This is a genomic window from Chitinophaga sp. 01L420, from assembly GCF_056399985.1.
In genome coordinates, this window is record NZ_JBFTSK010000007.1 from 145,664 (window position 1) to 166,428 (window position 20,765).

Sequence of the window (20,765 nt, forward strand, 5' to 3'; positions counted from 1 at the left end):
GGTTACCACAGCTTGAGGCCCATTTTTATACCTATCTGCAAACTGGGCAGTACACTCACCATTCTGCCATTATTCAGGGATAAGGTATTGTTGTCGAAGTGGTAAGTATTGTAGTGATATATTTTACTGCGGATACCCACTCCAATAAACGGATCCAGGATGAAACGGTCTTTCTTGAATTGCCGGCCTATTAAAAGCTGCAATCCTATTACACTTTTATCACCGGAGTCTGTATAGGTGGCGTTCTGGAAAGTATTATCGATGTTGGGGTAGAAAACTTTTTTGAAGAAGATTACCGGCTCAAAATAGGTACCTGCTGCTCTGGCCGGCGCCATATCCCTTGAAATAAGATAGAGGCGAGCGCCTATGCGGAAGCCGAGCCCTCGGCCGTCTACAAATTGTTCTGTACTGATGTCCGGCTTTTTTTGCCCGATATCAATTTTTTTGGCCAATACGTAATCCGGGTAATCTGTATAGATGCCACTGATACCAATTTCGAGACTGAAATTATCGGATACCTCCTGTTCAAGGGAGATGTCCAGTTCATTTATCAATGTGGCAGGATTCACCTTGAGGTAGGTATTTCTGCTCCCCTGCTTTTTTTTTGCMTCTTGTGCAAAAGATGCTAAGGTGAGCAAACAGGATAACCATAGTAATAGCAGTGTCTTTTTCATACAGTTGTAAGGGTTAGACTGGCTTTTAGGACCTTATTCCTGGCGTGTCTCAGTTTTAAAAATCAGACAATAATCGTTCCACAATTACCGGAAACCATTGGTGCTCCAAGGCTTGCACCTTTTGTGCTACAGTTATAGGGGTGTCTTCAGGCGTAACGATACAACGTTCCTGCAGGATCGTTTCTCCATCATCATATTTTTCATTCACATAGTGGATCGTAATACCGCTTTCTTTTTCACCTGCTGCCACCACTGCTTCATGCACGAAGTGACCATACATACCTTTGCCACCATATTTAGGTAATAATGCCGGATGTATATTAATGATATGGTTGGGAAACGCCTGTACCAGATTAGCGGGTATTTTCCATAAAAAACCTGCTAACACCACAAGATCTGTCTGTTGTTCCTTTAATAACTGTACGTATTTATCTGAATGGAAAAATGATTCCTTTTCTATTAAGATACTCGGAATACCTTCACGTTCGGCAATTTGTAAAACACCTGCCCCCGCTTTATTGCAAACAATGAGGGAAACCCTGCCCTTGTCTGAGTGTCTGAGATGATCTATAATTTTCTGCGCGTTGCTACCTGCACCCGAAGCGAATATGGCGATATTTTTCAACTAAGTCTGTTTTAAAAATGTAAAATTACGAATTAGGAATTAAGAATTACGGATTTGTGGGGAGATAGTAAATGTGTAAATCTCCCCACAAATCCGTAATTCTTAATTCCTAATTCGTAATTCTACTTCAGGTACTCTCCGCAACCCTGATAGGTTTTGTCTTTTATCTGTACCTGCACCGAGTTGGGGCGCATCAGACCACTCATATCATCTGAGCACATGCTGTTCCGGATGCTTACGGTGATGCCCGGGGTAGTATATACTTTGAGGGTATCTGTATCCGGGCGGGCGGGGGGCAGTGATGCCTGCACGCTGTCGCCGTTCATGGTGTGGAAACTGATCTTCTTGTTATCAAGGTCCAGATTCCAGCCAGGTTCATTGCCGCTGGCTGTAAACCGGATGCCGGACTTCAACTTTTCGGCGAAGAGCGTTCTGCGGTCGCCTCCTTCTATAGGTTTCAATATATAATTACTGGCCAGTACTCCTTCAATACGTTTTCCTTTGGTATCCAGTAGTAGTAGTTTTCCTTCGGTGGCCAGGAAGGAGCTGCTGTCTGTTTTCTTTTGGAGCATCACTGTGGAATCTGAAGTTTGTTTCCATGTGCCGGTTTGCACGGAGGCTACTCCTTGTCCCCTCCCCTGGTATGCTACCAGCTCACTGAAAGTATGGTCATCGTACAGGCTTACCTGGTAGTCCATGCCCGGGCAGTCGGCGCAGGGCAGGGTACCCTGGTAGGTGCCGGTTATATGTGTCGCTTTCGGGGTGCCAGAAGCGGTATTTTGTAAGGTACTGTCCGTCTGATGGGTGGTGGGATTATTATTGCAGGCCGCAATGGCAGCCAGCAGAACAGGGAGTATTACGCTTTTTTTCATGGGAACGATTTTTTGGTAGCAGATTGAACATTCTGGTTCGCTGGCAGGTTATTATGGTAAAAATAGCAACTCTCGTAGAAATTAATTGCGCTGACAGATAATATATTATATTGTGTAAGGAAGGATATAGGGGACCACTATCTGATTTTCATCTGCATCTATTATAATTATATCCCCGCAAACCTTGCCCCATGTTATGATGTAGACGAGCCTCCACAGAGGAATCGAACTTTCAATCAAAATAATAAGTTCTGAAAGGATATATTCGGTATTTTGTTTAAATAGGCCAGCAGCAAGACTTACAGCTCAATCATCGTTCAAAAAACAGGCTTCAAAAGGCATTCTATAAGACAATAATTTTTTTTAATTGTTGGTAAATTGTCAACATTCTGTCTTATTTTTGCTGGCACTTTTAAGAAACTTTAGGTCAAATCTAAACTATATAGGCTGTGTATCGTCGTGTTTCCATTCTTTTGCGCAAGCATTTTGTGAGTGTGCTTATTCTATGCGCTAGTATAGTAATTCCGTTTTCTTCAGTTAAGGCTGCGGATTCTGCGAAGGGTAAAGCATTATTCCAAACAAACTGCGCTTCATGCCATAATGTCCATAAGAAGCTGACAGGTCCTGCATTAGCGGGAGTAGATGGTCGCTGGGCTGATAAGAAATTATTGCACCAGTGGATCCATAACTCTGCTTCAGTACTTGCTACAGGGGACAAATATGCTAATGATCTCTTCAACGAGTTCAATAAGACAGCGATGACTTCTTTTCCTCAGTTATCAAATGAGGACATCGACGACATCCTGGCTTATATCAAAGTTGAGGAAGTTAAAACACCAGGTGGTGCGAAGACTACAGGTGATGAACCTGCGCCTGCTGGAGCAGATAAAGGCAATGACAACAGTTTACTGTTTGGTATCATTACCCTGATTCTCGCCGTGGTAGCGCTGATCCTGATGCAGATCAACAGCAATCTGAATAAGCTGGCTGGTGATAAAGAAGGTGTGCCAACACCGGATCCTGTTCCTTTCTACAAAAACAAAGCTTACCTGGCACTCATTATCCTCGTGCTCTTCATGGTAGGTGGCTACTTAACTATTCAGGGAGCGGTAGGCCTGGGTCGTCAAAAAGACTACATGCCGGAACAACCGATCTTCTACAGCCATAAAGTGCATGCGGGTATTAACCAGATCAACTGTTTGTACTGCCACGCTGGTGCTGAGAAAAGTAAGCATGCTATGATTCCTTCTGAAAATATCTGTATGAACTGTCACAAGGCCATTAAGGAATACTCCGGTCCTGAGCTGACAACTGCAGAAGGTAAGAAGGTAAATGGTACTGCCGAAATCGCAAAATTATACGATTACGTAGGCTGGGATCCTGAAGCTGGTAAATATACCAAGCCAGGCAGACCTATCGAATGGACTAAAATCCATAACCTGCCTGACCACGTTTACTTTAACCACTCTCAACACGTGGTTGCTGGTCAGCAACAATGTCAAACCTGCCACGGTGCCATTACTGAAATGGACGAAGTACACCAGTTTGCTGATCTCTCTATGGGATGGTGCATCAACTGTCACCGTACTACGAAAGTGCAGTTCGCTGACAACAACTATTACAGCATCTTCGAAAAGCTTCATCAGGATATTAAAGATAAGAAGATCGATAGCGTAACAGTTGAAATGGTAGGTGGTACTGAATGTCAAAAATGTCACTACTAGGATGGATTTAGAGAGATTTCTCTCAGATCAGAAGATATCAAATTTATAAACGTAACTCGTTAATATAACATGGAGCAAAAAAAGTATTGGAAAGGCTTGGAGGAGTTGCACAATACCGATGCGCATCAGGAAATTGTGAAGAACGAATTCAGTGAAGAACTGCCGTTCGAGAGTGAAGGCCTGTTGAATGCTACTACCCCCCGCAGGGATTTTCTTAAATATCTCGGTTTTACCACCGCTGCTGCCGCTATCGCTGCCAGTTGTGAAACACCAGTTAAGAAAGCTATTCCGTATGTAAACAAGCCGGAAGAAATTACCCCGGGCGTAGCCAATTATTATGCTTCTTCCTATTCTATTGATGGTGAATATGTACCAGTTGTGGTGAAAACCCGCGAAGGTCGCCCCATCAAAATGGAAGGGAATACTTTATCAGCTATCACGCAGGGGGCTACCTCTGCCAAAGTACAGGGCGCTGTACTCAGCCTGTATGATACTGCCCGTCTCCGTTTCCCATCTATTGGTGGTACGGAAACAACCTGGGCAGAACTGGATAAACAAGTAGGTGCAGCACTGGCCGGATTAGGCGGTGCTCCTGTTGTTTTATTAAGTTCTACTTTACTCAGTCCTTCTACCAAAAAAGTAATCGGCGAGTTCCTGGGTAAATATCCTAACTCACGTCATGTAGTATACGATGCGGTTTCTTACGCTGGTATGCTGCAGGCAAACGAAGCTTCCTACGGAAAAAGAGTGATCCCTTCTTACCACTTTGAAAATGCCAAAGTGATCGTAAGTCTGGCAGCTGATTTCATCGGAACCTGGTTAAACCCGGTTGAATACTCCCGCCAGTTTGCACAAACACGTAAGATCGATGCTAAGAAACCGGAAATGTCCAAACACTTCCATTTCGAAAGCAACATGAGTCTGACCGGTGCAAATGCGGATGAAAGATATACACACAAGCCTTCTGAAACCGGTGCAATCGCACTGGCACTGCTGGCAGCAGTAGGTGGTAGCGTAACTGCTCCTGCTATTACTGACAAGCGCGTAGCAGATGGTATCAAAAAAGCAGCGGAAGCACTGAAAGCTAATACTGGTAAAGCACTGGTAGTAAGTGGTTCCAATGATGTGAATGTACAAACGATCGTAAACGCTATCAATAACATTGTTGGCGCTAACGGTACTACCATCGATTTTGCTTCTCCTTCTAACTACCGTCAGGGTAGCGATAGCGATATGGCGAAACTGGTAAGCGATATGAACGCAGGTAGCATTGGTGCGGTACTGGTTTATGGTGCTAACCCGGCATATGACTACTTCGAAGCTTCCAAATTTGTAGATGGTCTGAAGAAAGTGAAAGTAGCCGTTTCCTTCAACGAAAGAAACGATGAAACCACTGAACATTGTAAATATGTTGCTCCTGATCATCACTTCCTCGAAAGCTGGAATGATGCAGAAGGTAGAACAGGCTACTACAGCTTTGCACAGCCTACTATCCTCCCACTGTTTAAAACACGCGCTATTCAGGATACTTTCCTCACCTGGTCTGGTAACACAGCTACCTGGGCGGATTACCTGAAAAATGAGTGGATCACCAAACTGGGTGGACAGGAAGGATGGGATAAAGCATTACAAGATGGTGTTGTTGAACCAGCTACTGCTCCTGCTTTAGGTGGTGCTTCCTTCGCCGGCGACATTGCTGGTGCTGCAGGCAAAATCAACAGCGCTAAGAAAGGCGGTAAACTGGAACTGGTTCTCTACGAAAAAGTAGCTATCGGTAACGGTAAACTGGCTAATAACCCATGGTTACAGGAAATGCCGGATCCTATCACCCGTGCTACCTGGGATAACTACGCTTGTGTATCCAACACACTGGCAAAAACTTTCTCTACTCAATTAGGTGATGATTACGAAATCAACGCTGAAAAGAAAGTACTGAAAATTAAAACCAACGGTAAAGAACTCGAATTACCACTCCTGATCGTTCCTGGTATTCACCCTGATGTAATCGCTATCGCAGTAGGTTACGGTCGTGGTGCAAACGTAGGAAGAGCAGCAGCAGGTATCGGTAAAAATGCTTATCCGCTGGTGAGCTACAACGGTCAAACTTTCGACTACTTCACTACAGATGCAACTGTTGAAGCGACCGGTGCTAAATATGCAATTGGCTTAACACAAACACATAATAGCTACGAAGGTCGTCCTATCGTTAAGGAAACTACTCTGGAAGAGTTTATCCACAACCCTAAAGAGGTAAACGAAGACAGACTGGAACTGAAGAAATTTGGTCCTGACTTCCGTAAGGATGCTACCCTGTATCCTAACTACAGCTACCCTGGTATTAAATGGGGCATGTCTATCGATCTGAACACCTGTTTCGGTTGTGGTGCATGTACGATCGCCTGCCAGGCAGAAAACAACGTTTCTGTTGTAGGTAAAGACGAAGTGGTGAAAGCGCACGAAATGCACTGGATCCGTATCGATCGTTACTTCAGCGGTGATGAAAACAATCCGGAAGTAGTGTTTCAACCAATGCTGTGTCAGCATTGCGATAACGCTCCTTGCGAAAACGTTTGTCCTGTAGGTGCTACCAACCACAGTTCTGAAGGTATTAACCAGATGGCTTATAACCGTTGTATCGGTACCCGTTACTGCGCTAATAACTGTCCTTATAAAGTACGTCGCCTGAACTGGAGAGACTGGAATGGTGCTGACAGCTTTGAAAATAACCTGTACGATGTAGCTGATATGAATGATAACCTCACCCGTATGGTATTGAATCCTGATGTAGTGGTTCGTAGCCGTGGTGTGATGGAAAAATGTTCCTTCTGCGTACAACGTCTGCAGGAAGCTAAACTGGATGCGAAGAAAGCTGGTCACCCATTGAAAGATGGAGCTGCTAAAACCGCCTGCCAGCAAGCTTGTGGTGCTGATGCCATCGTATTTGGTAACATCAACGACAAAAACAGCGAAATCTATAAGATCCGCAACGAAATGCAGACAGACAGGTTATACTATGTGTTGGAAGAAACACACGTACTGCCTTCTATCAGCTACCTGGCTAAGATCAGAAACAAGGATGCCGCTCCTAAAGCAGAAAAAGAACCTGCTCATAAGGAAGAAGCGCATCACGCGTAATAGATCTTAACAGGAAATCGTTAGGAGATAAAGACAGAAAGAAGTTACAGAATCTGAGATCATAACAAAAGACAAGGGCTAGTAGCTAGAAGCTAGCAGCTAAAAGCTTATAGAATATGCATTTAAAATACGAATCCACACTGAGAGAACCTTTAGTAGACGGGGTTAAGGATTATCACCAGGTAACGGAAGATATCATTAGTCCCATTGAAGGGAAGCCTGGAACACTGTGGTATGTAGGCTTTTTTATATCCCTGACACTGTTGGGCTTCGGCGCATTTTCAGTGTTCTGGCAGATCTATTTCGGTGTCGGAGTATGGAATCTGAATAAAACCATCGGTTGGGGTTGGGATATTACCAACTTCGTATGGTGGGTAGGTATTGGTCACGCCGGTACCCTGATTTCCGCCATCCTCCTCCTGTTCCGCCAGGGCTGGCGTACAGGGGTGAACCGTGCAGCAGAAGCGATGACCATCTTCGCGGTAATGTGCGCCGGTCAGTTCCCGATCATTCACATGGGTCGTGTATGGATGGCATTCTTCATCCTGCCTTACCCTAACACCCGCGGTCCGGTATGGGTTAACTTTAACTCTCCGCTCCTCTGGGACGTATTTGCGATCTCTACTTACTTTACTGTATCACTGTTATTCTGGTACTCAGGTTTATTACCAGATTTCGCTACAGTTCGTGACAGAGCTAAAACTAAATTACGCAAGTTATTATATGGTGTAGCAGCATTCGGCTGGACTGGTTCTACCAAACACTGGCAACGTCATGAAGCACTGTCGCTGGTATTGGCAGGTTTATCTACTCCACTGGTACTGTCTGTACACACCATTGTATCTTTTGACTTTGCGACTTCTGTAATTCCTGGTTGGCATACTACCATCTTCCCTCCCTACTTCGTAGCGGGTGCGATCTTCTCCGGATTTGCGATGGTACAAACACTGCTGATCATTACACGTAAAATATTACACCTGGAAGAATACATCACCCTTGGACACATGGAAGCCATGAACAAGGTAATTGTATTAACCGGTTCCGTAGTAGGTTGTGCTTACCTGACTGAGTTATTCATGGCATGGTATGGTGCTAACCCTTACGAATTCGATACCTTCTTTAAATATCGTGCAGCTGGTCCATTAGGTTGGTCTTACTGGATCATGATGACCTGTAACGTAATCACTCCGCAGGTGTTCTGGTTCCGTAAAATGAGAAGAAATGTTGCCGTGACTTTTGTTATGTCAATCATTGTGAACATTGGTATGTGGTTCGAGCGTTTTGTAATCATCTGTACTTCACTGTACCGCGATTACCTGCCATCCAGCTGGGCTTACTATCGTCCGTCCTGGCCTGAAGTAGGTTTCTACATGGGTACTTTCGGTCTGTTCTTTACCTGCTTCTTCCTGTTTGCTAAATACTTCCCGGTAATCGCAGTAGCTGAGATCAAGGCTATCCTGAAGACTTCCGGTGAGAACTACAAAGAGAAAATGGAAGTTTACGAAGAAGAGAGCGCTGAGAAATTTGCACACGATGTAGCTCACGCTCACTAATAGACGAATTAAGAGAACTAATTACCTGGAATTTGAATTTTTAAATATATGGCTGTTAAAAAATTTGTTGTAGGCTTGTTTGACGATGAGGCAGTGTTGTTTCCGGCAGTAAAGAAAGTACGCACTGCAGGTTACAAATTGCACGATGTATATACTCCTTTTCCTATTCACGGCCTCGATCATGCAATGGGTTTAAGAGAAACCAGTCTGCACACAGCCGGTTTCATATATGGTATCACTGGTACTACTACCGCATTATCCTTCATGAGTTGGGTATTCAACGTAGACTGGCCGCTGAACATTGGTGGTAAACCACATTTCCCGTTGCCTGCTTTTATTCCCATCACTTTTGAGCTGACCGTATTATTTGCGGCAGTAGGTATGGTGATGACTTTCTGTTACCTCTGTCAACTGATGCCAGGTGTGAAAAAACACATCTTCCATCCAAGACAAACAGATGATAAGTTTGTAATGGTGATAGAACTGACAGAAAAAACGAATGCAGAAGAAGTGAAAAGCTTCCTCGCCGCTGCAGGTGCACAGGATATCAATGAGCAAAAGGCTGAAGCAGGATGGTGGTTCGGAAGGTATGATAAGGACGATGAGCCTTATCTCCGTAAGATTCAGACCGCAAACGCTTAATTATACTAACAGCTAAAACATACCGTTGCGACATTAGGATTTGAGCAAGCAAGAACTAATGAAAGCTAGATAAATAATTTCTGATGAAAAGGACTTCCAACATATTGATTGTAGCCGCATTGGCAACTGGAGCTTTCCTGGCAGCCTGTAATAGAGGGGAGCATAACAGAAAGCCCGGCAGGATTTATATGCCAGACATGTATGAATCCCGTGCGTATGAGTTTTATAGTGCTCGTTTGTCAGGCCTGAAGCCAGTGGAAGGAACAGTAAAAAGAGGTGAACTTTTGCCATACCATCTGAAAGAATCAGATACGGCACTGGCTAATCTGGTGAAAAATCCATTAACTATCACGCCAACTGATCTTAAAGAAGGCGAACGTTTATTTAATATCTACTGCGGTATCTGCCATGGTACAGCTTTAGATGGTAATGGTCCTTTGTACAAAGGTGGTGATGGACCTTATCCTGCCGCTCCTGCTAACCTGGTTGCCGGTGCAAAATCCGGTTACACGGAAGGCCGCCTGTTTCACGTGATGACCTATGGTTATAACATGATGGGTAGCTACGCCAGCCAGCTCGACAGAGAACAGCGCTGGAAGATTGCTGCCTATATCAAGAGCAAACAGCCAGGTGCTGYCGCCCCGTCTGAAGCTCCTGCTAAAGATAGTAGCGCAATTGCAGCTAAATAAATGAGTTAAAACTGAATTTCAATCAAGTATTTTAATATACAGTAATGAAAGACCAATTTGTAGTACCGGCAAGATTAAAAAAGACCAGCTTCGTGTTAATGGGCGTGGGCTTGCTGACGTTATTGATCGGATTAATTGCGTTTCAAGGTGAGAACGCCACACGGTTTTGGGCCGGTCTGTTGCAAAACAGCAGCTTCTTTTTGCTGATTACATTGGCGAGCACCTTCTTTATAGCTGCTACTACCCTGGCACATGGTGGCTGGCAGATCGCTTTTCGCCGTGTACCTGAAGCTATTTCAATGGCAGTACCAGTATTAGCTGCCATCTTATTTGTGATCGTAATGATCCTCGTATTCGGAGGAAAAGAAGATATCTACCACTGGGTAAATGCTCACCACGTGGCAGAAGATAAAATCCTTACCTGGAAATCTGCTTTCCTGAACAAAGGATTTTTCACCGTAGCTACCATTCTTACACTGGGCCTCTGGATATTCTTTACCCTGAAGCTCCGTAAAATGTCTATCGAAGAAGATGGATGGGATCTGCGTCCTGAAACTGGCCGTAAATTACTCTGGAGAAATACCGTTGTATGCGGTGGCTTCCTGGTAGTTTTCACCCTCAGCGTTGGTTCTACCACTCCATGGGTATGGTTAATGAGTATTGATGCACATTGGTTCTCTACCATGTATAGCTGGTACACTTTCGCCAGCACCTGGGTATCCGGTCTGTCCCTGATAGCACTGTTCGTTGTATATCTCAAGAAACATGGTTATCTCACATATGTAACAGAAGAACACCTGCATGACTTAGGTAAATTCATGTTTGCATTCAGTATCTTCTGGACTTACCTCTGGTTCTCTCAGTATATGCTGATCTGGTACGCCAACATGCCGGAAGAAACTGAATACTTCCAGCCACGTGTTTGGGGCCAGTGGAGACCAATTTTCTTCCTGAACCTCCTGATCAACTTTGTAACGCCGTTACTGTTCCTGATGAAAAGGGACACCAAACGTAATTATACTGCCGTTGTATTCATCGCTATCGTGATCATCTTCGGTCACTGGCTGGATTTCTGGCAGATGGTTTATCCAGGTACTGTTAAACACCTGGTATTCCCCTGGTATGAATTCGGACTTGGACTTGGTTTCGTGGGACTGATCATTTTCCTGGTATCCAATCAGCTTACCAAAGCTTCATTGGTTCCCAAAAATCATCCTTACCTGAAAGAAAGTATCATTCATCACACCTAATAGGTGATCAAGGAGATTAGGCAATAGAAAAGCATTAGATAACTTAATTATTTCATATAGCAATGTCAGGATTTTTAGCAGTCTTAGTTGTTGTTCTCATATTCATAGTCATCTTCCAGATTGCGAAGGCGAGCGAATATGTGTCCATATTGAAGGGAGAAAAGAAAGCGCGCGAGCAAAGTAACCGTATAAATGGTTTCCTGCTGATTGCATTCCTGGTGCTGGGGCTTATAGGAGTGTACTACTGTAACGATTTGCTGAAAGGCAAAATCCTGGGCGAATCAGCTTCAGAACAGGGAGAAGGCGTTGATACCCTCATCTACGTAACACTCGCCATCACAGGTGTGGTGTTCGTTCTTACCCAGATCGCGCTGTTCTGGTTTGCATTTAAATACCAGGAAAAAGAAGGCCGTAAAGCATTTTACTTTCCGCATAATAATAAACTGGAAGTTATCTGGACCGTTATTCCAGCGATCGCATTAACCGTACTGGTGGCTTTCGGTCTGAAACATTGGTTCCAACTGACTTCTGATGCTCCAAAAGATGCACAGGTAGTTGAAGTAATCGGTAAACAGTTTAACTGGATCTTCCGCTACCCTGGTAAAGATGGTCAGCTGGGTCGCCGCGACTTCAAAAATATCGATCCCTCTGCAGGTAATGAATTAGGTCTGGACTGGAATGATCCACTGAATAAGGATGATTTCATGCCTACCGAGCTTCACCTGGTAGTAGGTAAACCGGTTAAATTTGTAATCGGTTCCCGTGACGTTATCCATGACGTAGGTTTATCGCACTTCCGCATGAAAATGGATGCGGTGCCAGGTATTCCTACTACACTCTGGTTTACACCTAAATTTACCACCAAACAAATGCAGGAAAAAACCGGTAATCCGGATTTCACATTCGAAATTTCCTGTGATCAGATGTGTGGTAGCGGTCACTACTCCATGAGAGGCGTGATAGTGGTAGAAACACAGGCTGAATATGATGCCTGGGTAGCTAAACAAAAATCTACGTACGATTTGACACACCAGCCTGCCGCTCCTGCAGCAGCAGACAGCACACAAAAAGTAGTAGCAGCTAACAAGTAAGCTGTAATTTTGTGTAGAAGAATTTTTGACGGAGTACAATTAAAAACAATAAAGACAAACTGACAAACGACGATACTTCCCGGGCGTTAGTTTATAATAAACCGAACTGATTATGAGTAACGAAGCAACATTGCACAGTCAACAGGAGGTAATGCACGGAGCGCATGATCATCATGATCATGAGCACCATCATGAAGACAGTTTCATTTCGAAATATGTGTTCAGCATGGATCATAAAATGATCGCCAAACAATTCCTGATTACTGGTATCGTTTGGGCTATCATTGGTGCCTTCTTCTCTGTTCTGTTCCGTTTGCAACTTGGTTTTCCCGATGCTACTTTCCCCTGGCTGGAAAGCATCCTGGGTCATTGGGCTAAAGGTGGCCGCATTTCAGCGGAAGCATATTATGCATTGGTAACAATGCACGGTACCATCCTTGTATTCTTTGTATTGACTGCCGGTTTGAGCGGTACCTTCTCTAACCTGCTGATTCCTTTGCAGGTAGGTGCGCGTGACATGGCCTCTCCTTTCATGAACTGTCTGAGCTATTGGTTCTTCTTCCTGGCTAGTATGGTAATGATGGCATCCCTGTTTGTTCAAACAGGTCCTGCTTCCGGAGGTTGGACAATGTATCCGCCACTGAGTGCTTTAGGTGATGCTTCTATCGGTTCTAAAGTAGGGGTGGATTTATGGTTAACCAGTATGGCACTGTTTGTTGTTTCTCAGCTGCTTGGTGGTTTGAACTACATCTCTACACTGCTGAATATGCGTACCAAAGGTATGGCGATGACCAAAATGCCTTTGACTATCTGGTCATTCTTCTTTACTGCTGTATTAGGTGTACTGTCTTTCCCTGTATTGCTGTCAGGTTTCATCCTGCTGCTGATGGATCGTCACGCTGGTACCAGCTTCTACCTGTCCGATATCTTTATCGCTGGTAAAGCCCTGGCAAATGAAGGTGGTAGTGCTATTCTCTATCAACATTTATTCTGGTTCTTAGGTCACCCTGAGGTATATATCATTATCCTCCCTGCAATGGGTATGGTATCTGAAGTATTAGCGGTAAGCGCACGCAAACCTATCTTCGGTTACCTGGCAATGATCGGTTCCCTGTTCGCTATCTGTATCCTGGCCTTCCTGGTTTGGGCGCACCATATGTTCGTCACAGGTCTGAATCCGTTCCTGGGTGCATTCTTCGTACTCTTAACCTTATTGATTGCGGTACCATCTGCCATCAAGGTATTTAACTGGATCACTACTATCTGGAAGGGTAATATCAACTTTACACCTGCTTCCCTGTTCTCTATCGGTTTTGTGAGCACTTTCATCTCCGGTGGTTTAACAGGTATCTGGTTAGGTAACTCTTCTATCGATATTCACCTGCATGATACCATGTTCGTAATTGCCCACTTCCACATTGTAATGGGTGTATCTGCGTTCTTCGGTATGTTTGCCGGTATCTATCACTGGTTCCCTAAATTATACGGACGTTTTATGAACCAGACTATCGGTTTCATCCACTTCTGGGTAACTATGATCGGTGCTTACCTGATCTTCTGGCCTATGCACTACGAAGGTATGGCGGGTATGCCAAGAAGATACTATGATGTATCCGGCTGGGCTTCCTTCAAACAGTTTGGTGGTCTGAACGAATTCATCACTATCGTGGTAATCCTCGTATTTGCAGTACAGCTCCTGTTTGTGTTCAACTTCTTCTACAGCATTTTCAAAGGTAGAAAAATGACCACACAGAACCCATGGAACGCAACTACTCTGGAATGGACTACACCAATCCATGCCGGTCACGGTAACTGGCCTGGTGAAATTCCTGAAGTATACCGTTGGGCTTATGACTATAGCAAAGATGGAAGAGATTTCATTCCGCAGACAGAGCCAATTGGACCTAATGAATCAGCGCACTAAAATATAGTTCGGAATTCCGGCAGGAAGAGGTCCTTTAAAGGAAAATCTTCCTCCCGGGATTTTGTTCACTGTGATGTTTGTAAATTTGTTCCGGACTTAAACCCGGAATGTGGCTAGAAATAAAATGTTGCAAGAAAACTCCATAAAATTGTCGTCATCGTATGCAGTAGCCAGTAAGGCGAAGGACTACTCTCAACTGATGAAGTTTAATCTCACCTTTATGGTGGTATTTTCGTCTGTAGTGGGTTATCTGCTGGTACCTGGAGTGGAGTTTAACTTAATAAAAGTTCTTTTATTATTTGCCGGTGGTTTGCTGGTTTCCGGATCTGCAAATACCATTAACCAGATATGGGAGAAGAATACAGATAAACTGATGGCCCGTACCGCTGTTCGTCCATTGCCTTCAGGGCGAATGAATGATAGCGAGGCGATTGTGCTGGCAGTAGTAACCGGGGTGGCAGGTATCCTTATCATGGGATATTGTTTTAACTGGTTATCAGCTTTACTGAGCCTGGTTTCTTTGGTGATGTACGGTTTCGTATACACACCCTGGAAAAAATGGAATTCACTGGCCGTACTGGTAGGTGCTATTCCAGGCGCAATGCCTCCGTTGATCGGTTGGGCAGCAGGCGCCAATAACCTGGCAGAAGGTGGCTGGTCTTTATTTGCTATCCAGTTTCTGTGGCAGTTTCCGCATTTCTGGGCTATTGCCTGGATTGCGTATAAAGACTATGCGAAAGCAGGCTTCAGAATGTTGCCTGGTAGTGGAGAACCCAACAAGTACACGGCCATACAGGCTGCTATGTACACCTTGTTGCTGATTCCTGCCGGTGTTGCACCTTACCTCTTGAAAATCACTGGCAGTATCTCTGCAATAGTGGCTATTCTTGCGGGTATTTTCTTTCTCTACAGAGCTATTAACCTGTACAGAAAGAATGATGTTCCTGCCGCACGCAAACTTATGTTCGGATCTTATATTTATCTGACAATTGTTCAGCTGGCTCAGCTACTGGACAAAGCATAAAATGAAAAGAGGAGTGATGGATACTATGACATTAGAACAACGTAAGAAAATACATCCGCATAAATATTCCCTATGGATTGCTATGGGTAGCATCACTATGATGTTTATCGGATTCACGAGTGCTTACATTGTTAAAAGATCACAGGCAAATTGGCTGGCATTTGAATTGCCGCATATTTTCTGGATATCCACTGCCGTAATTTTAACAAGTAGCTTAACTATTCACCTGGCTTTAAAGCAGTTTAAAGAAAGGAATATGCAGCGTTACAAACAGTTGATTACACTCACCGCTATATTGGGTGTTGTGTTTGCAGCCTGCCAATGGATTGGTTTTTCTCAGCTGAAAAATATGGGACTTCCCCTCAACGGGCCGGTTTCCGCTTCTTTTATTTATGTAATCGTAGGAGTGCACATGTTGCACGTTCTGGGTGGTGTAGTAGCATTACTCATTATGTTTGGCAGGGCCTACAGAACCCGTGTACGAACCTATAGCCCGGTACCCATTGAAGTGGCCGCAACTTACTGGCATTTCGTGGACATACTGTGGATTTACCTGTTAATTTTTTTAAGTATCGCCAGATAAACTTTGTAAAATTTTATAAAACTAACAATGGATACAGCAGTTACAGCGAAGAAAAAATGGTGGGCCGGAGGATATTCTCCCTTTAATGTGAGTTATGGCAAGTTGATGATGTGGTACTTCCTGATGTCAGATGCGTTCACATTCGGCGCATTGTTGATAGCATATGGTACCATCCGGTTTTCCAGCACATCCTGGCCTGATCCGAATGAAGTATTCAAATCATTCCCAGGCATGGGCCATGCCAATCTGCCGTTAATGTTTGTGAGCTTAATGACCTTCATTCTCATCATGAGCTCTGTAACCATGGTACTGGCTGTACATGCTGGTCACATGAGAGATAGAAAAGCAGTTGCTAAATGGATGATCTGGACGATCATTGGTGGTATTGCCTTCCTGAGCTGTCAGGCATGGGAGTGGACGCATCTCTACGCAGAAGGCGCATGGTGGGGTAGTAATCCTTTCCATAACGTAGATGGTACACTGGCATCTACCAACTTTACCAACTTCTTCTTTACCATCACCGGTTTCCACGGCTTGCACGTAACTTCTGGTGTTGTATTGAATATCGTGATCCTTGGCAACGTACTGAAAGGTACCTACGAACAGAGAGGTCACTACGAAATGGTGGAAAAAGTAGGGCTGTACTGGCACTTTGTAGACCTGGTTTGGGTATTCGTATTCACCTGCTTCTACCTGCTGTGATCATAAACAGGTAGTGTTATACAAGGTTTGTCATAATTATTTGGAATCTGAATTTTACGAATTATTTAATTTAAAGAATAATGGAGCATACACATACTGCGGCAGGGCATGAAAGTGCACATAGTGATTCATCTACTAAATCAATCTGGAGAACATTCTGGATCCTGTTGTGTATCACATTGGTGGAAGTAGGTCTGGCGTTCTTACACCTGGAATACGGTTTCCTTCCAAGAGTATTACTGAACTCAATATTTATCGGTCTTACCCTGGTGAAAGCTTTCTATATCGTAGCTGAATTCATGCACTTAGGTTCTGAAATCAAGAACCTGATCATGACGGTATTAATTCCTTTACTGTTATTCGTATGGTTCATCATCGCTTTCCTTTATGAAGGTGATTCCTGGAAAAATATGCGGAAAGACCTGAAACCAGGTACTCCTGTAGAAGCAGTAAAGGTTGCGCCAGCTGAAAAGCATCATTAATTTCATTTATAAATTGTCAGGATCATCACTCGCAGGGCTTTATTAGGAGTATCATTGGCTATATTGGTGCCGCTTTTGGGTTATCTCATTGTAGATCACTATGGAAAAAATGTGGTACCAGTGCCGGGTTACTTTATCCCCGAAAGAGTAGATACCATCTCTGAAAATGGTAAAGTTTCCTACGATACTGTTTTTCATAAGATCAGGGACTTCAAGCTTACTAACCAACTAGGTCAACAAATAAGTTTGAAAGACATGGAAGGAAAAGTATTACTGGTTGATTTCTTTTTCACCTCCTGCCCAAGTATCTGTCCTACACTCACTAAAAATCTGAGAAAGGTCCAGAGCGCTTACGTAAAGAATGATTCTTTACTCCAGATACTCTCTTTTTCAGTGGATCCGGAAAGGGACACGGTAGACAAGCTGCGTAAATACGCCTATGACTACCAGATCAATCCCGATAACTGGTGGTTGCTTACAGGTAGTAAAAAAGAAATCTACGACCTCGCCAGAAACGATTTTTTTGTTTCTGTTACAAAAGGAGACGGCGGTCCGGATGATTTTATACATACAGAGAAGCTTGTGCTGATTGATAAAAACGGAAATATCAGGGGATACTACGATGGTCTGGACTCCAATGCAGTAAAACGATGCGCAGGCGATATCGCTATATTGCATCTGGCAAAAGAAAGACATCGTCCGGGTTTTGGGGCCTTCCTCAAAAAACTGTTCTCCGGAGAAAAGTAATAAATAATTTTATTTGAAAGGGTGAATAAGGAAAGGGTGTTCACCTTACCTTATTCACCTTTATATTTAGCAGATATGGAACTTAAAAATAAGAATCTCAATACGCCCATTACCATTGTATCTATCGCAATCCCAGCGCTGGTGGCGTTATTGTTTGTTTTACCCAAACCGAACATGCATCCTGGTTTTGATATCAGGATACTGCCGTTGTTCCATGCTATCCTTAATACCGCTACTGCTGTGCTTTTGCTGGCCAGTTTATACTTTATCAAAAATGGTCATGTAAAGGCGCATAAAACGGCGAATTTAATTGCGGTCGGTTTATCTGCACTCTTCCTGTTATCGTATGTTACCTATCATGCCCTGGCTACAGAAACGCGTTTTGGCGACCTGGATCACAACGGTATCATAGATGCTTCGGAAAAGGCCATATTGGGTGGGGTACGTTATATTTATTACTTCCTTTTACTGACACATATTGTATTGGCCGGTATCATTGTTCCGTTGGTGCTCTTTACCCTGTTACGTGGATTTCAGAATGATATTCCACGTCACCGTAAAATTGCCCGGATTACCTGGCCTATCTGGTTTTATGTGGCAGTGACTGGTGTGATTGTTTACATTATGATTTCCCCTTACTACCACTGATATATTTGGCGGTATTTTTTGGGAGAGATAGCCTAATTTTGTGTGATCAAAAGAATAATACTATGAAGAAGGCAGGTTTGTTTTTGCTGACAGGTGTTTTAATGATGATGAGTGGGTCAGTAATGGCGCAGTGTTCCCTGTGTACTAAAACAGCACAACAGTTGGGCGAAGGTCCTGCTAAAGGCTTGAATAATGGTATCCTGATGTTGGCTTTAACACCATTGGCAATTATTGGCTTCCTGGCCTTTAGATGGTGGAGGAGCAATAAGGAGGCGTGATAAATACGAATAACCCAAAAAAACTATGATTACCTACAGAAAGGCGGATATAGCGGATATCCCGCAGTTAGTACATTTGCGGCTGCAGTTTCTGAAAGAAATTTACCCTAAGGCTGATAATTCCCAGGATGCCGTGTTACAGGATCATCTCAGGGTTTACTTAACAGAACATCTTTCCAAAAATAACTTTGTAAACTGGTTTGCTGATGCAGAAGGCAAGGTTGTGGCCAGTGCCGGCATAGTTTTTTACAACCAGCCACCACTATACCACAACCTTGAAGGCAAAGTTGCCTATATCCTGAATGTGTATACGCTTCCTGCTTTCCGGCGCAAAGGCATAGCAAAAACTTTGCTGCAAAAATTAATGGAAGAAGCAAAGGAACGTAATACCGGTAAGGTAAGCTTACATACGAGTAAGGATGGACGTTTGTTATACGAGCAATTTGGCTTTGTGGCCGGAGATAATGAGATGACCTGCCAGTTACAACGTATACAATAAGCCCCTACTCTTCTTCCCGAAGTTCAAATACCTGACAATCTACCCTTAAACCACCGTTGTTTAAAGAAATTTTCAACTTGTTACAGTAGTGCCCTTTCTTCTCAGTGTACGACTGACAATTAAAACACATAGGCTGTGTGGAAATGACTTCCCGTTGGTTAAGCTGGTAGATAAGTTGCATCAACTGTTCGAGTAGTCCATTCTGTTCTTTAACAGATAACTGCTCTACCGTTTCCTCTAAAGGATTGGCGAACTGTTCTACTTTTTTAGCAACGGCCCGTCCTTCCTTTACCAGGTGTAAAGTGTGGCTGCGCGTATCTGTAGGACTCGCTTTACGGGTCAGGTATTGCTTCTGTTCCAACGATTTCACTGCATCACTGATGGTGGCTTTGGTCATGTTGAAATACGATGCCAAAGTGGTCACAGTACGCTTTTCCTCCGGGTAATGCAGTAAAAAGGTAAGTACCTGAATTTGTATGGGACTAAGTCCATACTGAGTGGCCTCCTGCCATAATAGTACGCGGAAGGCTTCTGATAATCGCTCCAGGGAGGCTACTACTTTACTAGATGTGTTTTCTGCCTGCTGTGCGGGGCTGAATGTGGAAACTTTCCCCATATTTTTTTCTTGCTGTCTGTCCTTAATAGTTAGTTAGTGGGGCAAGGTACAATATAAATATATGGCGGGAAATAGCATATTAGTGACATTCCTTGTCCAAATCCCTTTTTTTTCCCTGGCAGCCTTCCAGTTCATGAATATAATATCCTTTCCGCAGGATTTGCACCTCCCACCGCGGTATTATCTCAGTAATATGGGAAAAACGACAGTCTTTATGGGAAACAAGCAGCCCCTCCCCTCTTTTGGTTTGAAGGTAGGCATTGCCGAATATCAATACCTCCTCAAAAAGGGTTTCCTTGTTTACTATTATGTCGAAATGCAGATGTCCTCCATCCTTCTTCTTAACGTAAGTGTCGTAAACTGCGACTTCCATAGCCTATTCTTTTGTTACTAACGTAGACGGTTATACTAAAACGGGAGTTGTTGGATATCAGGATATACCCATAACAATACGCTAAAACTAACAGCTTTAAACCATGCCTGTTGCATGCGTTCCACTTCTGTTGCCGGATGACCATGCCGGCTCAGATAAGGTCTGCCCGCTTCAGAAACAGGATAAATAAAAGTGGACAAGTAACGTAAATATTCTATTGGCAGTGGTTCCATATCCCCGGCAGATGCAGGTTTTAACTGTAACTGTGCCGCAATACGTTCTTCAAACTGCCACCAGGAATTGCCTTCCTGCCGGGTACATAAATCAATAATCCATTTGCGGAAATGTGGACGTAGCGTTTGCAGATAATCCAAATCAGGCGCACCGTCCCGTGTAAAATAATAGGCGAGATAATTATTCTTTAAAATATAGTCATACCAGTTATTCAGAATGTCTTCCGTATGCGCTACCAGTATATTTCCTGCCATTATCAAATATTGCTCGTCGTCATTTGTGAATAGCAGCATTCTTTTTAGCCTGACCATCATTTGTGCATCCAGTGGGGATTTGGGGTTACCTGAGCCAGCTGTGCCATGCTGCAGAGCATCATTCATACATTTTCATTTAGATTTCC

22 protein-coding genes are annotated in these 20,765 nt (G+C 43.7%); 16 read left to right on the forward strand and 6 right to left on the reverse strand.

The genetic code is table 11. From position 1 onward, the window contains the following. Positions 1-2: 2 nt before the first annotated feature. The 3 genes from AC1DP6_RS09690 to AC1DP6_RS09700 form a co-directional block, all read right to left on the reverse strand. The gene (locus AC1DP6_RS09690; RefSeq protein WP_477054642.1) at positions 3-674 is read right to left on the reverse strand and encodes a hypothetical protein; all 672 of its coding nucleotides are present in this window, start codon (positions 672-674) and stop codon (positions 3-5) included. A 55-nt stretch (positions 675-729) separates the two neighbouring features. Beyond that, positions 730-1,299 (reverse strand): phosphoribosylglycinamide formyltransferase, encoded by a 570-nt coding sequence (gene purN / locus AC1DP6_RS09695; protein WP_477054643.1) that lies wholly within the window; start codon positions 1,297-1,299, stop codon positions 730-732. Between the two features lie 122 nt (positions 1,300-1,421). Next, positions 1,422-2,171: a copper resistance protein NlpE N-terminal domain-containing protein gene (locus tag AC1DP6_RS09700; protein ID WP_477054644.1), complete on the reverse strand. Its 750-nt coding sequence runs from the start codon at positions 2,169-2,171 to the stop codon at positions 1,422-1,424. Positions 2,172-2,665: 494 nt separating this feature from the next. Here AC1DP6_RS09700 and AC1DP6_RS09705 point away from each other — a divergent pair, with 494 nt between their 5' ends. The 16 genes from AC1DP6_RS09705 to AC1DP6_RS09780 all read left to right on the forward strand — a co-directional run bounded on the left by AC1DP6_RS09705 (position 2,666) and on the right by AC1DP6_RS09780 (position 19,142). Further along, positions 2,666-3,895, forward strand: a complete 1,230-nt coding sequence (locus AC1DP6_RS09705; RefSeq protein WP_477054689.1) for a c-type cytochrome — start codon at positions 2,666-2,668, stop codon at positions 3,893-3,895. 69 nt (positions 3,896-3,964) lie between these two features. Beyond that, positions 3,965-7,030: a TAT-variant-translocated molybdopterin oxidoreductase gene (locus AC1DP6_RS09710; protein WP_477054645.1), complete on the forward strand. Its 3,066-nt coding sequence runs from the start codon at positions 3,965-3,967 to the stop codon at positions 7,028-7,030. 116 nt (positions 7,031-7,146) lie between these two features. Continuing rightward, positions 7,147-8,583, forward strand: a complete 1,437-nt coding sequence (nrfD, locus tag AC1DP6_RS09715; RefSeq protein WP_441572988.1) for an NrfD/PsrC family molybdoenzyme membrane anchor subunit — start codon at positions 7,147-7,149, stop codon at positions 8,581-8,583. Between the two features lie 48 nt (positions 8,584-8,631). After that, positions 8,632-9,225 carry a DUF3341 domain-containing protein gene (locus AC1DP6_RS09720; protein ID WP_477054646.1) on the forward strand — a complete coding sequence of 198 codons (594 nt, stop codon included), beginning with the start codon at positions 8,632-8,634 and terminating at the stop codon, positions 9,223-9,225. An 83-nt stretch (positions 9,226-9,308) separates the two neighbouring features. Continuing rightward, complete coding sequence (locus AC1DP6_RS09725) at positions 9,309-9,914, forward strand: c-type cytochrome (RefSeq protein ID WP_477054647.1); 606 nt, start codon at positions 9,309-9,311, stop codon at positions 9,912-9,914. Positions 9,915-9,958: 44 nt separating this feature from the next. Beyond that, positions 9,959-11,164: a quinol:cytochrome C oxidoreductase gene (locus AC1DP6_RS09730; protein ID WP_441572991.1), complete on the forward strand. Its 1,206-nt coding sequence runs from the start codon at positions 9,959-9,961 to the stop codon at positions 11,162-11,164. A gap of 62 nt (positions 11,165-11,226) precedes the next feature. Then, the gene (locus AC1DP6_RS09735; protein WP_477054648.1) at positions 11,227-12,255 is read left to right on the forward strand and encodes a cytochrome c oxidase subunit II; all 1,029 of its coding nucleotides are present in this window, start codon (positions 11,227-11,229) and stop codon (positions 12,253-12,255) included. Positions 12,256-12,367: 112 nt separating this feature from the next. Then, positions 12,368-14,179: a cytochrome c oxidase subunit I gene (locus tag AC1DP6_RS09740; protein ID WP_477054649.1), complete on the forward strand. Its 1,812-nt coding sequence runs from the start codon at positions 12,368-12,370 to the stop codon at positions 14,177-14,179. Between the two features lie 148 nt (positions 14,180-14,327). Then, positions 14,328-15,203, forward strand: coding sequence for a heme o synthase (gene cyoE, locus AC1DP6_RS09745; protein WP_441572994.1), 876 nt, complete (start codon positions 14,328-14,330; stop codon positions 15,201-15,203). 1 nt (position 15,204) lies between these two features. After that, a complete protein-coding gene (locus tag AC1DP6_RS09750; protein WP_477025135.1) occupies positions 15,205-15,786 on the forward strand; it encodes a cytochrome c oxidase subunit 3 in 582 nt (193 codons plus the stop codon). A gap of 27 nt (positions 15,787-15,813) precedes the next feature. Beyond that, positions 15,814-16,488, forward strand: coding sequence for a cytochrome c oxidase subunit 3 (locus AC1DP6_RS09755; protein WP_477054650.1), 675 nt, complete (start codon positions 15,814-15,816; stop codon positions 16,486-16,488). Between the two features lie 80 nt (positions 16,489-16,568). Then, the gene (locus tag AC1DP6_RS09760; RefSeq protein ID WP_477054651.1) at positions 16,569-16,970 is read left to right on the forward strand and encodes a cytochrome C oxidase subunit IV family protein; all 402 of its coding nucleotides are present in this window, start codon (positions 16,569-16,571) and stop codon (positions 16,968-16,970) included. Between the two features lie 75 nt (positions 16,971-17,045). Beyond that, positions 17,046-17,717, forward strand: a complete 672-nt coding sequence (locus AC1DP6_RS09765; protein ID WP_477054652.1) for an SCO family protein — start codon at positions 17,046-17,048, stop codon at positions 17,715-17,717. Between the two features lie 75 nt (positions 17,718-17,792). Then, complete coding sequence (locus AC1DP6_RS09770; protein ID WP_477054653.1) at positions 17,793-18,365, forward strand: DUF420 domain-containing protein; 573 nt, start codon at positions 17,793-17,795, stop codon at positions 18,363-18,365. Between the two features lie 62 nt (positions 18,366-18,427). Continuing rightward, entirely contained in the window at positions 18,428-18,643 is a 216-nt protein-coding gene (locus tag AC1DP6_RS09775; RefSeq protein WP_441573000.1) for a hypothetical protein, read from the forward strand. 25 nt (positions 18,644-18,668) lie between these two features. Then, positions 18,669-19,142: a GNAT family N-acetyltransferase gene (locus tag AC1DP6_RS09780; RefSeq protein WP_477054654.1), complete on the forward strand. Its 474-nt coding sequence runs from the start codon at positions 18,669-18,671 to the stop codon at positions 19,140-19,142. 4 nt (positions 19,143-19,146) lie between these two features. Here the strand turns inward: AC1DP6_RS09780 and AC1DP6_RS09785 are convergent, their stop codons facing one another. The 3 genes from AC1DP6_RS09785 to AC1DP6_RS09795 all read right to left on the reverse strand — a co-directional run bounded on the left by AC1DP6_RS09785 (position 19,147) and on the right by AC1DP6_RS09795 (position 20,745). Continuing rightward, positions 19,147-19,758, reverse strand: a complete 612-nt coding sequence (locus AC1DP6_RS09785; RefSeq protein ID WP_477054655.1) for a MarR family winged helix-turn-helix transcriptional regulator — start codon at positions 19,756-19,758, stop codon at positions 19,147-19,149. 79 nt (positions 19,759-19,837) lie between these two features. Continuing rightward, a complete protein-coding gene (locus tag AC1DP6_RS09790; protein WP_477054656.1) occupies positions 19,838-20,131 on the reverse strand; it encodes a DUF2024 family protein in 294 nt (97 codons plus the stop codon). 35 nt (positions 20,132-20,166) lie between these two features. Continuing rightward, positions 20,167-20,745: a protoglobin domain-containing protein gene (locus AC1DP6_RS09795; RefSeq protein WP_477054657.1), complete on the reverse strand. Its 579-nt coding sequence runs from the start codon at positions 20,743-20,745 to the stop codon at positions 20,167-20,169. Between the last annotated feature and the right edge of the window lie 20 nt (positions 20,746-20,765).